This window comes from Pseudomonas sp. GW821-FHT02A11 (assembly GCF_059421985.1).
The window spans coordinates 89530-103398 of sequence record NZ_JBWKWB010000006.1 but is presented as its reverse complement, the minus strand read 5'-3'; the positions used below and the strand labels follow the sequence as shown (position 1 = coordinate 103398).

At 60.2% G+C, this 13869-nt stretch carries 13 protein-coding genes; 8 read left to right on the top strand and 5 right to left on the bottom strand.

What is annotated here, in order from left to right:
* Positions 1-121 precede the first annotated feature (121 nt).
* Genes AC07V9_RS11795 through AC07V9_RS11780 form a run of 4 tightly spaced genes read right to left on the bottom strand, consistent with a single transcriptional unit; the run spans position 122 to position 2980 of the window.
* Positions 122-856: an amino acid ABC transporter ATP-binding protein gene (locus tag AC07V9_RS11795; RefSeq protein ID WP_495015890.1), complete on the bottom strand. Its 735-nt coding sequence runs from the start codon at positions 854-856 to the stop codon at positions 122-124.
* A complete protein-coding gene (locus AC07V9_RS11790; protein WP_495016034.1) occupies positions 843-1493 on the bottom strand; it encodes an amino acid ABC transporter permease in 651 nt (216 codons plus the stop codon). Before AC07V9_RS11790 ends, AC07V9_RS11795 begins: the two co-directional genes overlap by 14 nt.
* Entirely contained in the window at positions 1490-2155 is a 666-nt protein-coding gene (locus AC07V9_RS11785; protein ID WP_495015889.1) for an amino acid ABC transporter permease, read from the bottom strand. Before AC07V9_RS11785 ends, AC07V9_RS11790 begins: the two co-directional genes overlap by 4 nt.
* 39 nt (positions 2156-2194) lie before the next feature.
* Positions 2195-2980 (bottom strand): transporter substrate-binding domain-containing protein, encoded by a 786-nt coding sequence (locus tag AC07V9_RS11780; RefSeq protein WP_495015888.1) that lies wholly within the window; start codon positions 2978-2980, stop codon positions 2195-2197.
* Between the two features lie 261 nt (positions 2981-3241).
* Between AC07V9_RS11780 and AC07V9_RS11775 the strand changes: the two genes are divergently transcribed.
* The 7 genes from AC07V9_RS11775 (at position 3242) to AC07V9_RS11745 (ending at position 11487) form a co-directional block, all read left to right on the top strand.
* On the top strand, positions 3242-3946 hold the full coding sequence (locus AC07V9_RS11775) for a FadR/GntR family transcriptional regulator (RefSeq protein WP_495015887.1): 705 nt from the start codon (positions 3242-3244) through the stop codon (positions 3944-3946).
* Between the two features lie 306 nt (positions 3947-4252).
* Positions 4253-4582: a thioredoxin TrxA gene (gene trxA, locus AC07V9_RS11770; RefSeq protein ID WP_166594126.1), complete on the top strand. Its 330-nt coding sequence runs from the start codon at positions 4253-4255 to the stop codon at positions 4580-4582.
* Between the two features lie 227 nt (positions 4583-4809).
* On the top strand, positions 4810-6069 hold the full coding sequence (gene rho / locus AC07V9_RS11765; RefSeq protein WP_027979976.1) for a transcription termination factor Rho: 1260 nt from the start codon (positions 4810-4812) through the stop codon (positions 6067-6069).
* Positions 6070-6155: 86 nt separating this feature from the next.
* Positions 6156-8120, top strand: a complete 1965-nt coding sequence (locus AC07V9_RS11760; RefSeq protein ID WP_495015886.1) for an acyltransferase family protein — start codon at positions 6156-6158, stop codon at positions 8118-8120.
* A 73-nt stretch (positions 8121-8193) separates the two neighbouring features.
* Positions 8194-9660, top strand: coding sequence for a 4-hydroxy-3-polyprenylbenzoate decarboxylase (gene ubiD / locus AC07V9_RS11755; protein ID WP_495015885.1), 1467 nt, complete (start codon positions 8194-8196; stop codon positions 9658-9660).
* Entirely contained in the window at positions 9660-10628 is a 969-nt protein-coding gene (locus tag AC07V9_RS11750; protein ID WP_495015884.1) for a CDP-6-deoxy-delta-3,4-glucoseen reductase, read from the top strand. Before ubiD ends, AC07V9_RS11750 begins: the two co-directional genes overlap by 1 nt.
* A gap of 184 nt (positions 10629-10812) precedes the next feature.
* Positions 10813-11487 carry a gamma-glutamylcyclotransferase gene (locus AC07V9_RS11745; RefSeq protein WP_495015883.1) on the top strand — a complete coding sequence of 225 codons (675 nt, stop codon included), beginning with the start codon at positions 10813-10815 and terminating at the stop codon, positions 11485-11487.
* Between the two features lie 112 nt (positions 11488-11599).
* On the opposite strand, the gene glpT is transcribed toward AC07V9_RS11745, so the two are convergent.
* Positions 11600-12949, bottom strand: coding sequence for a glycerol-3-phosphate transporter (gene glpT, locus AC07V9_RS11740; RefSeq protein WP_495015882.1), 1350 nt, complete (start codon positions 12947-12949; stop codon positions 11600-11602).
* Between the two features lie 260 nt (positions 12950-13209).
* Between glpT and AC07V9_RS11735 the strand changes: the two genes are divergently transcribed.
* Positions 13210-13866, top strand: a complete 657-nt coding sequence (locus AC07V9_RS11735) for a TonB family protein (protein WP_495015881.1) — start codon at positions 13210-13212, stop codon at positions 13864-13866.
* Positions 13867-13869: the final 3 nt, after the last annotated feature.

Here is a 13869-nt window from a genome sequence, read left to right as displayed (position 1 = left end):
TAGGAGTGAGCTTGCTCGCGATAGCGGTAGATCAGCCACTACAGCTTTGTCTGATCCGCCGAATCGCGAGCAAGCTCACTCCTACAGGTCCGCATTTACAGGTCTATCACAAGCGGCATATTCAGGCGTGCTCCACCGACCCAATGAAATTCGCCAGCTCCGGGGTTTTCGGGTTGACCATCAGTTCGCGCGGGTCGCCCACCTCGTGCACCTTGCCCTGATGCATGAACACCAGCTTGTCGCCGACCTCCCGGGCGAAGCGCATTTCATGGGTCACCATGATCAGGGTCATGCCGTCTTTGGCCAGCTCGCGCACAACGCTGAGCACTTCGTTGACCAATTCCGGATCCAGCGCCGAGGTGATTTCGTCGCACAGCAGCACTTTCGGCGACATCGCCAAGGCGCGTGCAATCGCCACGCGCTGTTGCTGCCCGCCCGACAATCGATCCGGAAAGGCGTCGAACTTCTCGCCCAGGCCCACGCGGTTGAGCATTTCCTTGGCCAGTTTGGTCGCTTCAGCCTTGGAGGTTTTCTTCACCACCTGCGGCGCGAGCATGACGTTCTCGCCGACGGTCAGGTGCGGGAACAGGTTGAACTGCTGAAACACCATGCCGACTTTCTGCCGCAGGCTGCGCAGGTCGGCCCGTGCGGCGTCCAGGTATTCGCCATCGACTTCGATCACGCCGTCGTTGATTGACTCCAGGCCGTTGAGGGTGCGCAGCAACGTGCTCTTGCCCGAACCGCTGCGGCCGATGATCGCCACGACCTGACCTTCCTCGACGCTCAGGTCGATGCCTTTGAGCACGTGGTGGTCACCGTAGTATTTGTGCAGGGCGGAAATTCTAAGCAGAGGCATGAAGTCTCCTTTCCAGGTAGCGCGCGCTGAGCGACAGCGGGTAGCAAAGCAGGAAGTAGCCCAGGGCGACGAAGCCGTAGACCATGAAAGGCTGGAACGTGGCGTTGGCAAGCATGCCGCCGGTCTTGGTCAGTTCGGTGAAGCCGATGATCGAGGTCACCGCCGTGCCTTTGACCACCTGCACCGAAAAGCCCACGGTCGGCGCCACGGCAATACGCAGGGCCTGGGGCAGGATCACGTAGCGCAGTTGCTCGAAGGGCGTCAGCGCAAGGCTCGCCGAAGCTTCCCACTGACCGTTGGAGATCGACTCCACGCAGCCCCGCCAGATTTCGGCCAGGTAGGCGCTGGTGAACAGCGTCAGGGCCAGTGCGGCTGCGAGCCACGGCGAGATATCCACGCCCAGCAACGCCACGCCGAAGAACACCAGAAACAGCTGCATCAACAGCGGCGTGCCTTGAAACAGTTCGATGTAACACCGTGCCAGACGGCGGCAGAAGGCTTTTTCAGAGATGCGCAGGGTCATCACCAGCAAGCCGATCACGCCGCCGCCGATGAACGCCACCAGCGACAGCGCCAATGTCCACTGCAGCCCGGTGAGCAGGTTACGCACGATGTCCCAGAGGGTGAAATCCATCAGCGGCTCCTCGCGATGTAGCGACTGCCGATCCAGGCCAGCAGCTGACGAATCAGCAGCGCCATGAACAGGTAGATCAGCGTGGTAATGATGTACGTCTCGAAGGCGCGGAAATTGCGTGACTGAATGAAGTTGGCGGCAAAGCTCAACTCTTCGGTGGCGATCTGCGAACACACCGCCGAGCCGAGCATCACGATGATGATCTGGCTGCTCAGGGCCGGCCACACCTTGCCCAGTGCCGGGATCAGCACCACGTGGCGGAAGGTCTCCAGGCGCGTCATTGCCAGCGCCGCCGAGGCTTCCAGTTGCCCGCGCGGGATGGCCTGGATACCGGCGCGGATGATCTCCGTCGAGTAGGCCCCCAGGTTCACCACCATCGCCAGCACCGCGGCCTGCCACTCGGAGATCTGCAGCCCCAGCGACGGCAGGCCGAAGAAGATGAAGAACAACTGCACCAGAAAGGGCGTGTTGCGTATCAGCTCGACGTAAACCCCGAACAGGGCCGAGAACGGCTGAATCTTCCAGGCCCTGACGATCGCACCGACGATGCCGACGCTGACCCCGAGCAACGTGCCGATGGCGGTCAGCTCAAGGGTGAACAGAGCACCGCGCAGCAGCAGGTCAGCGTTTTGCAGGACCGGTATGAAGTCGAACTGATAAGCCATCTAAAAGCCCCGGATCGAATGCTGTACGAAAAGCCGCGATCAGAGATCGGCAGGCAGCGGCTGCTTGAGCCAGGTCTGCGCGTTCTTTTCCAGCGCGCCGTCTTGCTTGGCTGCTTCGAGGATTTCATTGACCTTGGCCAGCAGCTCAGGCTGGCCTTTGTTCACGCCCACATAGACCGGCGAATCCTTGAGCTTCACTTTCAGCGCCGGGATGCGTTTGGGGTTCTTCTCGCTGATCGCGACCATCACCACGTTGCCGCTGGCGATCAGGTCGGTCTGATTGGCGAGATAGGCAGCGATCGTGGAGTTGTTGTCCTCGAAGCGCTTGATGGTGGCTTCTTTCGGCGCAACGGCGGTCAGCTCGATGTCTTCGATGGCGCCACGGGTCACACTGATGGTCTTGCCCTTGAGGTCGTCCACGCTGTTGATGGCAGCGTCAGGTGGGCCAAACACGGCGAGGTAGAAGGGCGCGTAGGCGCGGGAGAAGTCGATGACTTTCTCGCGATCCGGGTTTTTGCCCAGGCTGGAAATCACCAGATCGACCTTGCCGGTGGTCAGGAACGGAATGCGGTTGGTGCTGTTGACCGGGGTCAGTTCCAGCTTGACCTTGAGTTTGTCTGCGATCAGCTGCGCGGTGTCGATGTCCAGGCCGCGGGGCTTCATGTCCGGGCCGACCGAGCCGAAGGGCGGGAAGTCTTGCGGTACGGCGACTTTCAGGGTGCCGCGAGCGGTCACATCGTCCAGCCCGTTGGCGTGGGCGGGGGCCAGGCCGAGCATCAGGCTGGCAAACAGGGCAGCAAGCAGAGCGCTGTAACGCTGGGTCATGTGACGTCTCCGAATCAATGTGTGGCGATGCGTGTGTAATGGTCAGGTGCCAGTGCACAGCCCATGCCATCCCTTGGTTCGCAACCACGGAATGCGGGCTGGAGGGCGAAACCGGTCTAACTGGTCTGAACAGTTGACGGTTGATGCGCCCCGCTTTGGCGCGCCTGAAAGCCGCACCGCCCCTTGCTTGGGCGTCACTTGCCCAATTGTCGGGATGCCTATAAAAGAAGGGTTTTCCACCGTGATTGCGTCCGAAACCTCATGCACTCAAGCCCGATTGCAGTACCCGAAGCGGCCTTCCAGGCGATCCGCAAATTGATCGCCGAACAGGGCTATGGCCCTGGCGACAGCCTGCCTTCGCAGCGTGATCTGGCAGTTCGACTGGGCGTCAGTCGGGCTTCGTTGCGTGAAGCGTTGTCGTCGTTGAGCGCTCTGGGCGTGGTCAGCGTGCAGCCGGGAAAGGGCGTGTTCGTTCAGGCGATTGTTGAACCACAACAGCGCACGAGCGGCTTTTCCTGGCCTTACGCAGCCCATGCGTCGCCTTCCGAGACGTTCCAGCTGCGCTATGCGCTCGAAGGTTTCGCGGCGGGGCTTGCGGCGGTGACCCTGACTGCCGATGAGCGTGATGTGCTGGAAGACAACGTCGAAGCCATGCGCCTCGAGCTGAAAGCGGGGGACTTCGACAGCGCCGCCAAACTGGACTTCGACTTTCACCGGCGCATTCTGGTGGCCAGCGGCAATCAGGCGATTCTCGGCATCATCACTGCCAGCGCCGACATCTTTCTGGAGAGCCAGAAGCTGCCGTTCATCCGGGCGGGCAGGGCGATGGAAACCTGGCAAGAACACCGCAAGATCCTCCGCGCACTGGCGCGCAACGCTTCGGGGCCGGCGCAGAAGGCCATGCAGGAACATATAAGAGGCGCTGCGCTGCGCACGGGGATCGTCTTCGTCGCGCCCTCGGCCTGATTTCGGTTCCAAATATGGCGTATGTCTGGACGTCCACCGCATAGCCTGTGGAAGCGAATTCATTCGCGATACGGTGGCACAACCCACACAGATGCGTCGGATGCGGTGGTCAATCGCGAATGAATTCGCTCCCACAGGGTAGGTGCCCGACCGGAAACCTAAAGCGCCCTTGGGCGAGGGCCAGTCACTTCGATAAAGCTAGTCATGCAAACTCATAGCAAGAGACAATCGCCTTCGCCTTCCTGTCACGCGCCGACACAGTTATGATGACCCACGTTTTTTTGCCTATGACCTCGGAGAAATCTCATGAGTAGCGACCTTATCAAACACGTCAGCGACGCGAGCTTCGAAGCCGATGTCCTGAAGGCACAAGGCCCTGTGCTGGTAGATTACTGGGCTGAATGGTGTGGCCCGTGCAAAATGATTGCCCCGGTTCTGGACGATATCGCCGGTACCTACGAAGGCAAGCTGACCATCGCCAAGCTGAACATTGACGAAAACCAGGAAACGCCGGCCAAGCACGGCGTTCGTGGCATTCCGACCCTAATGCTGTTCAAGGACGGCGAAGTGGCGGCGACCAAGGTCGGCGCACTGTCCAAGTCCCAGCTGCAAGCGTTCCTGGACGCCAACATCTGATGACACTAAAGCCCCGCAAATCGCGGGGCTTTTTTCTGGCGTTGCACTAGACGCTTAGAAAATCAAGTGGTACATTCGGCCCCGCAACGGCTTCTCCGTTGCCCCCTGCTAGCCGTCGCCGACGCTCTCCTTTCGATTTATACGCGATCCTGTCGCCTTCTCTGCGGCGCGGCCTCATTAAGCCAAAAGCTTAATTTCCCCCTCATACATGATTACGTCATTCCTATATGAACCTGACTGAACTCAAGCAAAAGCCTATTACCGATCTGCTCGAAATGGCCGAACAGATGGGCATAGAAAATATGGCCCGTTCGCGCAAGCAGGATGTGATTTTCTCCCTGCTGAAGAAGCACGCTAAAAGCGGCGAGGAAATCTCGGGTGATGGCGTGCTGGAGATCCTCCAGGATGGCTTCGGCTTCCTCCGCTCTGCAGACGCTTCCTACCTTGCCGGCCCAGACGATATTTATGTTTCGCCGAGCCAGATCCGCCGCTTCAACCTTCGCACCGGCGACACCATCGTCGGCAAGATCCGCCCTCCAAAGGAAGGCGAGCGGTACTTCGCGCTGCTCAAGGTCGACACCATCAACTTCGACCGTCCAGAAAACGCGAAGAACAAGATTCTGTTCGAAAACCTGACGCCGCTGTTCCCGACAGTGCGCATGAAGATGGAAGCCGGCAACGGTTCCACCGAAGACCTCACAGGCCGTGTCATTGACCTGTGCGCCCCGATCGGCAAAGGTCAACGGGGTCTGATCGTTGCGCCGCCAAAAGCGGGCAAGACCATCATGCTGCAGAACATCGCATCGAACATCACCCGTAACAATCCTGAAGTCCATCTGATCGTTCTGCTGATCGATGAGCGTCCGGAAGAAGTGACCGAAATGCAGCGCACCGTGCGCGGCGAAGTGGTTGCTTCCACCTTCGACGAGCCACCCACCCGTCACGTGCAAGTCGCCGAAATGGTGATCGAGAAGGCCAAGCGCCTGGTCGAGCACAAAAAAGACGTGGTCATCCTGCTCGACTCCATCACCCGTCTGGCTCGCGCCTACAACACCGTGATTCCGAGCTCCGGCAAGGTACTGACCGGTGGTGTCGACGCTCACGCGCTGGAAAAACCAAAACGTTTCTTCGGTGCTGCTCGTAACATCGAAGAAGGCGGCTCGCTGACCATCATCGCCACGGCGCTGGTTGAAACCGGCTCGAAGATGGACGAAGTGATCTACGAAGAATTCAAAGGCACCGGCAACATGGAACTGCCTCTGGATCGCAAGATCGCTGAGAAGCGCGTCTTCCCGGCCATCAACATCAACCGCTCCGGCACCCGCCGCGAAGAGTTGCTGACGGCCGACGACGAGCTGCAGCGCATGTGGATTCTGCGCAAGCTGCTGCACCCGATGGATGAAGTCGCTGCCATCGAGTTCCTGGTCGACAAGCTGAAACAGACCAAGACCAACGATGAGTTCTTCCTGTCGATGAAGCGCAAGTAACACGCCCAACGGCTGTAGATAAATGGTGTCCCTTCGGGCACCATTTTTTTTGATTTTTTATCGCAAAAAGCTAGACAAGGAGCGTCATGCACACCTTTGGCAATCGTCGGGACATCGACGGGCTGCGGGCTCTGGCCGTCATCCCCGTGGTGCTTTACCACTTCGGGTTTGGCGTGTTCAGCGGCGGCTTCGTGGGTGTCGATGTGTTCTTCGTCATCTCGGGCTTTCTGATCACCTCGATCATCTTTCGCGAGGTCGGCGCCGGACGCTTCAGCTTTGTCGATTTCTGGGCCCGCCGCGCCCGCCGTATCATCCCTGCCCTGAGCGTCATGATGCTCGCCGCCTTGCTGGTCGGCTGGGTGCTGATGCCTGCCAACGATTACTCGCAACTGGGCCGCGCGGTGCGCTACCAGGCGATGTTCGTCTCCAACATCCTGTTCATGCGTCAGGACGGCTATTTCAACCCCGCCTCCGACTTCAAGCCGCTGCTGCACACCTGGTCGCTCTCGGTCGAGGAGCAGTACTACATCCTCTTTCCGCTGGTGATGGTGACGCTGACCCGCTATTTGCGGCAGTGGCGTTGGGTGTTGTTCGGCCTGCTGGTGGTGTCTTTCGCGCTCAATGTCGGGGTGATCAGGCGCCACCCGGACGAAGCCTTCTTTCTGCTGCCGATGCGTGCCTGGGAGTTGCTGTGCGGCGCGATGCTGGCGGTGCTTCCTGCCTCAAGTCGCAAGCTTTCACCCCTGATTTATCAGGCTGTCAGCGCCGCCGGGCTTGTGGCAGTGCTGTACGCCATTTTCGGTTTCAATAAATACACGCTCTTTCCGGGCTGGGCCGCACTGCTGCCGGTACTCGGTGCGACGGCGATAATCTGGGCCAACGGTCACTCGCAGACGCTGGTCGGGCGCTTGCTGAGCCTGCGCTGGGTGGTCGGGGTTGGGCTGATTTCCTATTCCTGGTACCTGTGGCACTGGCCGGTTTTTGTCTACGCGAATGCGATTTCCATTGATGGCATGCAAGCTCTGGAGGCTGGCGGATGGGTGTTGTTGACCCTCGCGCTGGCGTGGCTGAGCTGGCGGCTGGTGGAACTGCCGTTTCGCGAGAAACGTGTGCTGGCCGGGCGCAAGCCGGTGTTGTTCGGCGGCTTGGCGACGCTGTTGATTATCGGATTGGCCGGCCAGCTGGTGCGCTCCAGCGATGGCGTCCCCTCAAGGTTGTCGGGCCAGGCGCTGCAATATGCCCAGGCGCGGGACTGGCAGCGCGGACAAAAAGACTGCCTGTTGCAGCGCGATAGCGAAGACATGAGCAAGGTTTGTCGTTTCGGTGGCGACGAGCAGACGCCGCCGGTGCAACTGGTCTGGGGCGACAGTCATGCGGCGGCGCTCAAACCTGCAATTGAGGCCGATGCCGAGCGTTATGGCATTCCGGTGTGGTTGGCGAGCCTGTCAGGCTGCCTGCCGATCCTGGGTCACGAAACGCGCCAGCAATGTCAGGACTTCAACCAGGCCACGCTGCAATCCATTCGCGAGCACAATATCCGCGACGTCGTACTGGCCGCGCGCTGGAGCTTGTATCTGTACGGCGAAGAAGACGGCGACATGCAGCACGTGCTCTATCGGGACGACAGCCGACCGGTCGCGGAGCAGGAAGTCGCCAAAGACCTGACTGCCATGGTTCACAGCCTGCGCGAGGCCGGTGCGCGGGTGTGGATCTTCAAGGAAGTACCGCTGCAGCGGCAGGGCACGGTGGCGCGCCTGGCCAGTCTGGCGATGGTGGGGCGGTCGGCCGAACGACTGGGTCGACCGATTGCCGAGCATCTGGCGCGTCAGCAGTTTCTCAATTCGCTGTTCACGCAATTGAGTGAGCAAGACTCGCAGGTACGCGTCATCGACCCCGCGACGCTGATGTGCCCCGGTGCAATCTGCCGTGCTGAATTTGACGGCTATTCGCAATACATGGATGAAAATCATCTCTCGGACAAAGGCGGCGAGCGCATGAAGCCTCTGCTGGCACCGATATTCTTGGGCGAAAACGCCGTCCGGGGCGGATGAAAACGCGTCCGGCTGCTGCTGTCGGCCGTCAGAGCAGGTAGGATGTGCATCTATTTGTTAAGTGGCCGGGTTAATGAAATTCAAGGATCTACGGGATTTCGTGCAGCAGCTTGAGCAGCGCGGAGAGTTGAAACGCATTCAGGTACCGATTTCTCCCGTGCTGGAGATGACCGAAGTCTGCGACCGGACCCTGCGCAACAAGGGCCCGGCCCTGCTGTTCGAGAACCCGACCGGCTTTGACATTCCGGTGCTCGGCAACCTGTTCGGCACGCCAGAACGCGTGGCGATGGGCATGGGCGCTGAATCCACCGAAGAGCTGCGGGAGATCGGCAAGCTGCTGGCCTTCCTCAAAGAGCCTGAGCCACCGAAAGGCCTGAAAGACGCCTGGTCGAAGTTGCCGATCTTCAAGAAAGTCATCTCCATGGCGCCGAAAGTCATCAAGGACGCGCCTTGCCAGGAAGTGGTCATCGAAGGCGATGACGTCGATCTGGGCATGCTCCCCGTGCAGACTTGCTGGCCCGGCGACGTCGGCCCGCTGATTACCTGGGGCCTGACCGTCACCAAGGGGCCTAATAAAGAGCGCCAGAACCTGGGCATCTATCGCCAACAGGTGATTGGCCGCAACAAAGTCATCATGCGCTGGCTCAGCCATCGCGGCGGCGCGCTGGACTACAAGGAGTGGTGCGACAAGCACCCCGGCCAGCCTTTCTCTGTTTCCGTAGCGCTGGGCGCTGACCCTGCGACGATTCTCGGCGCGGTCACGCCGGTGCCGGACAGCCTCTCCGAATACGCTTTCGCGGGCCTGTTGCGTGGCAATCGCACCGAGCTCATCAAATGCCGTGGCAACGACCTGCAAGTGCCATCGAGCGCCGAGATCGTGCTCGAAGGTGTGATTCATCCCGGCGAAATGGCCGATGAAGGCCCTTACGGCGACCACACCGGTTACTACAACGAAGTCGACCGCTTCCCGGTGTTCACCGTTGAGCGCATCACCCATCGCATCAAGCCGATCTACCACAGCACCTACACCGGTCGTCCGCCGGATGAGCCGGCAATCCTGGGCGTGGCGCTGAACGAAGTGTTCGTGCCGATCCTGCAGAAGCAGTTTCCGGAGATCACCGACTTCTACCTGCCGCCCGAAGGCTGCTCGTACCGCATGGCCGTCGTGACCATGAAGAAGCAGTACCCCGGCCACGCCAAGCGCGTGATGTTGGGTGTCTGGTCGTTTTTGCGACAGTTCATGTACACCAAGTTCGTTATTGTTACCGACGATGACATCAACGCCCGTGACTGGAACGACGTCATCTGGGCGATCACCACGCGCATGGACCCCAAGCGCGACACGGTGATGATCGACAACACGCCCATCGACTACCTCGATTTCGCCTCGCCGGTTTCCGGGTTGGGATCGAAAATGGGGCTCGATGCCACGCATAAATGGCCGGGCGAGACCACCCGTGAATGGGGTCGCGCCATCGTCAAGGACGAAGCCGTCACTCGCCGGATCGACGATATCTGGAATCAGCTGGGAATAGATTGATGCGCGTAACCTTGCAGCCGTCGGGCGCCGTACTTGAGACATTGCCCGGCGAGCGGATTCTCGATGCCGCCCAGCGCCTGGGCTACGAATGCCCACAAAGCTGCCGCAACGGCAACTGCCACATCTGCTCCGCGCTGCTGGTTGAAGGCAGCGTCGAACAGGCCGGTGAGTTGCGCGAACATGGCGAAATCTACACCTGTATCGCGGTGCCGCAGCAGGACTGCGTCGTGCTCTGGGACAGCGTGCTGCCGCTGGGCGAGTTGCCGGTGCGCAAGTTTGCCTGTCAGGTGACCGAGTGTGTCGAAGTGGGCGGCGACGTCTGGCGCGTCATGCTGCGCGCCCCGGCAGGCAAGCCGCCGCGCTATCACGCCGGTCAGTACTTGATGATCGCCCGCGATGATGGCGAAAAATCCGCCTTCTCCATGGCCTCGGCGCCAGAAAGCGGCCGCGACCTTGAATTCCACGTGCTGGCCCGCGAAGCCAGCGCGCAAAATCTGATCAAACAACTGCAGCGTGAAGGCATGGCCCGCGTCGAGCTGCCATTCGGCGACACGCATCTGGGTGAGTTGCCCGATGGCCCCTTGGTACTGATCGCCGCTGGCACCGGCATGGGGCAGATGCACAGCCTGATCGAGCATTGCCGCTCCAAGGGTTTCCCGTACCCCGTGCATGTGTACTGGGGCGTGCGTCGGCCTGAGGATTTCTATGAACTCAAGCACTGGGACGAGTGGAAAACCCTGCCGAATCTGCACCTGCACCGGGTCGTCAGCGATCTGTGTGGTTGGGAAGGGCGCTGCGGCATGCTGCACGAAGCCGTGTGCGAGGATTTTGCGGACTTGAAGTCGATTCAGGTCTACGCCAGCGGCTCGCCCAACATGGTCTATTCCACGCTGGACGCGCTGGTCTTGGCCGGGATGGATGCCCGGCAAATGCGTGCCGACGTGTTCGCCTACGCGCCGCGCAGCTGACCATCCGCCCGATGGCAGCAGCCGTGGAGAGTTAATTGCATCACAATGTATGCAGGGTCGGTTTCCCGACAAATCGACCTGCATACCGCTCACGACAAGGATCAAGTGTTGATCCGCTGTTGCCAGAGCCGCTTTAGAGAGTTCAGCACTACGCTGGCGCCTGGCAGGCCAGCGGGGGAGCCAGATGCATAATCAAATCAATAGCTTGGTGGAGGCCGTACATGACGGTCTTGGGCTGTCCTACCCACCCGTTATCGACCTTGGCCCCAAACTGACCCGCGAACAGCTCCTCGCTTCCATGTACGCCACTCTGTCCCGTCACGAGGGCGGTCCGGTCTGGTTGTTTGCCTACGGGTCATTGATCTGGCGCCCCGAGTGCTCCGCCGTGGAGCGCCAGCGCGGCCGGGTGCATGGCTATCATCGCGGGCTCTACCTCTGGTCCCACGAACATCGCGGCACCCCCGAGCAGCCTGGGCTGGTCTTCGGCCTGGATCGTGGCGGCTCCTGCAGCGGCTTCGCCTACCGATTGCCCGAGGAAAACATCGAAGAATCGCTGCTAGCGCTGTGGCAGCGAGAAATGCCATTCCCGTCCTATCGCCCACACTGGCTCAGCTGCCGCCTGGAAGACGGCAGCAAGGTCCAGGCCTTGGGCTTTGTGCTCGAACGTCACCTGCCCAGCTATGCCGGCAACCTGCCCGACAGCGTACTGACTCAGGTGCTGGCCAGCGCCAGCGGCCGATATGGCACGACATGGGAGTACGTCGAACGGACCATCCACGCACTACGTACCCACGCGATGCCGGATGTGAGCCTTGAGAAGCGATTCAAGCGGTGCAAGCCGATTTTGTTGGCGGTTTAGTCAGCGCTGGTCTGCGCCACGCGATGGCTTTTAGCAGCATGGCTTGCCGGCAGGGACAACCTTTAGAACGCCCCGTCGGCAAGCCGTGCCGCTACAGAGAACAATCGCTGTTTTAAGCCACCGCCCCACGCGACTGACTCGCCACTCGCGTATGCCGTAGCGTCGGCGCCAGGAACACGATCGACAGCACGCACGCGCTGACCAGAATCACGAAGCCGCCATCCCAGCCGAAATGGTCCACGGTGTAGCCCATCAGCGCGCTGGCCGCGACCGAACCGCCCAGGTAACCAAACAGCCCCGTAAAGCCTGCCGCAGTGCCCGCAGCTTTCTTCGGCGCCAGTTCCAGCGCCTGCAGGCCGACCAGCATCACCGGGCCGTAGATCAGAAAGCCAATTGAGACCAGCGCGATCATGTCGATCGTCGGGTTGCCCGGTGGGTTGAGCCAGTACACCAGCGTCGCCACGGTCACCAGCAGCATGAACACGATGCCGGTCAGGCCACGGTTGCCGCGGAAGATTTTGTCCGACATCCAGCCGCACAGCAGCGTCCCCGGAATGCCCGCCCACTCGTAGAAGAAGTACGCCCAGGAAGTCTTGTCGACATCGAAGTGCTTGGCTTCTTTGAGGTAAGTGGGCGCCCAGTCCAGTACGCCGTAGCGCAGCAGGTAAACGAATACGTTCGCCAGTGCGATGTACCAGAGCATTTTGTTGCGCAGCACGTATTTGACGAAGATTTCCTTGGCGGTGAATTCTTCCTCGTGGCTGGCGTCGTAGCCCTCCGGGTAGTCGTTCTTGTACTCCTCGACCGGAGGGAGGCCTACTGATTGCGGGGTGTCGCGCATGGTCGCGAAGGCGAACAGCGCCACGAAAAGCGCCACCGCAGCAGGCACATAAAACGCTGCATGCCAGTCGTTGGTCCAACCCAGGCCCAGCAGAAACAGCGGACCAATCAGACCGCCGCCGACGTTATGCGCCACGTTCCACACCGACACCACGCCGCCGCGCTCCTTCTGCGACCACCAATGCACCATCGTCCGCCCGCTCGGCGGCCAGCCCATGCCCTGCGCCCAACCGTTGATGAACAGCAGGATAAACATGATCGTCACGCTCGACGTCGCCCAAGGCGCGAATCCGAACACGAACATCACCAGCGCCGAAATTAGCAGGCCGAAGGGCAGGAAATAACGCGGGTTGGAGCGATCCGACACCAGCCCCATCAGAAATTTCGACAAGCCATACGCAATGGCAATCGCCGAAATCGCAACCCCCAGCTCACCGCGGGTATAGCCCTGATCGATCAGGTACGGCATGGCCAGGGAGAAGTTCTTGCGCAACAGGTAGTAGCCCGCATAACCGAAGAAAATACCGGCGAAAATCTGCCAACGCAGGCGACGGTAGGTGCTATCGACGCGCTCGGCAGGCAGCGGGGCCTGATGCGCGGCAGGTCGGAAAAAGGCAAACATCGAGACACTCCAGATTTTTGTATTGTTATGCGAATCCGAATATTACATTTTCATTACAGAAAATAGGAAGGCTTCTCAACGACGAAAGTTCCAGAATCCGGCGATCTGGCGTGTTGGATTACGAACATAGCGTGAATGTGGATCGGGTGGTTGCGGGTTTCAGACACGTCCTACATGAGAGTCAGAATCGATCACGTTACCGGTGCTTGGCCTAGACCCTACCATCGCCGCCATCGATATGTCGGCTGTGGGAGTTCGGGTTGGAAATCTTCGCGTTTATCTGGTCGCTGTTTTTTCCTTCCGAGGTGCAGTCTGAAGGCTGGATGGTGCCCGTCACTTCGCCAGCCCCTGCGTACCCCGAACACCTCCTGCGCGCTGAGTACCCGGGCAAGGTGCGCGTTTATCTTGAGGTCGCCAGTGATGGCGCGGTGCTCAAGATTCGAGCTGCAGAGAGTTCTCACCCCGATTTTGCGCGGTCTGTCAGGCAGGCCACCGAGCGATGGCGATTCAAGCCATGGGTGACTTCCGATACAAGGCCCCCGAAAACCGAAGTGATGCTGCTTGTGCTGTTTGGCAGGCAGGGCCGCGATGCGTTTTCCCCTGACATCGCAGAGGGGCTGGAGAACGCCCCCTGCGCCTATCTCAATCAGGAGGTGGCCTTCAGTCGGCAGGATTACCCGAGGGCGCCCCTCAGGGACGTCGATCTGTTCGCCTACACCTTCGAGTCTCTGAACAGCCATTTTGTGAAGGCACAGGTGCCGACTCCTGCCACTCGCAAAGACTTGTTTCGGCAGATGAATGACGCAATTCCGGCCATTGTTGCGCAGTGCCAGATTTATCCACAGCGGCGATTTGCCGAGTTTCTGCCCAGCAATGTTCGACGTGTGCTGAGCTGGACACAAGTCAGCCGGCTTTAAGGG

Excerpts from the sequence above, each read along its gene's own strand:
- ubiD (WP_495015885.1), top strand. The coding sequence starts at position 8,194 with ATGAAATTCAAGGATCTACGGGATTTCGTGCAGCAGCTTGAGCAGCGC.
- trxA (WP_166594126.1), top strand. The coding sequence starts at position 4,253 with ATGAGTAGCGACCTTATCAAACACGTCAGCGACGCGAGCTTCGAAGCC.
- rho (WP_027979976.1), top strand. The coding sequence starts at position 4,810 with ATGAACCTGACTGAACTCAAGCAAAAGCCTATTACCGATCTGCTCGAA.
- AC07V9_RS11745 (WP_495015883.1), top strand. The coding sequence starts at position 10,813 with ATGCATAATCAAATCAATAGCTTGGTGGAGGCCGTACATGACGGTCTT.
- AC07V9_RS11795 (WP_495015890.1), bottom strand. The coding sequence starts at position 856 with ATGCCTCTGCTTAGAATTTCCGCCCTGCACAAATACTACGGTGACCAC.
- AC07V9_RS11775 (WP_495015887.1), top strand. The coding sequence starts at position 3,242 with ATGCACTCAAGCCCGATTGCAGTACCCGAAGCGGCCTTCCAGGCGATC.
- glpT (WP_495015882.1), bottom strand. The coding sequence starts at position 12,949 with ATGTTTGCCTTTTTCCGACCTGCCGCGCATCAGGCCCCGCTGCCTGCC.
- AC07V9_RS11780 (WP_495015888.1), bottom strand. The coding sequence starts at position 2,980 with ATGACCCAGCGTTACAGCGCTCTGCTTGCTGCCCTGTTTGCCAGCCTG.
- AC07V9_RS11760 (WP_495015886.1), top strand. The coding sequence starts at position 6,156 with ATGCACACCTTTGGCAATCGTCGGGACATCGACGGGCTGCGGGCTCTG.
- AC07V9_RS11785 (WP_495015889.1), bottom strand. The coding sequence starts at position 2,155 with ATGGCTTATCAGTTCGACTTCATACCGGTCCTGCAAAACGCTGACCTG.
- AC07V9_RS11750 (WP_495015884.1), top strand. The coding sequence starts at position 9,660 with ATGCGCGTAACCTTGCAGCCGTCGGGCGCCGTACTTGAGACATTGCCC.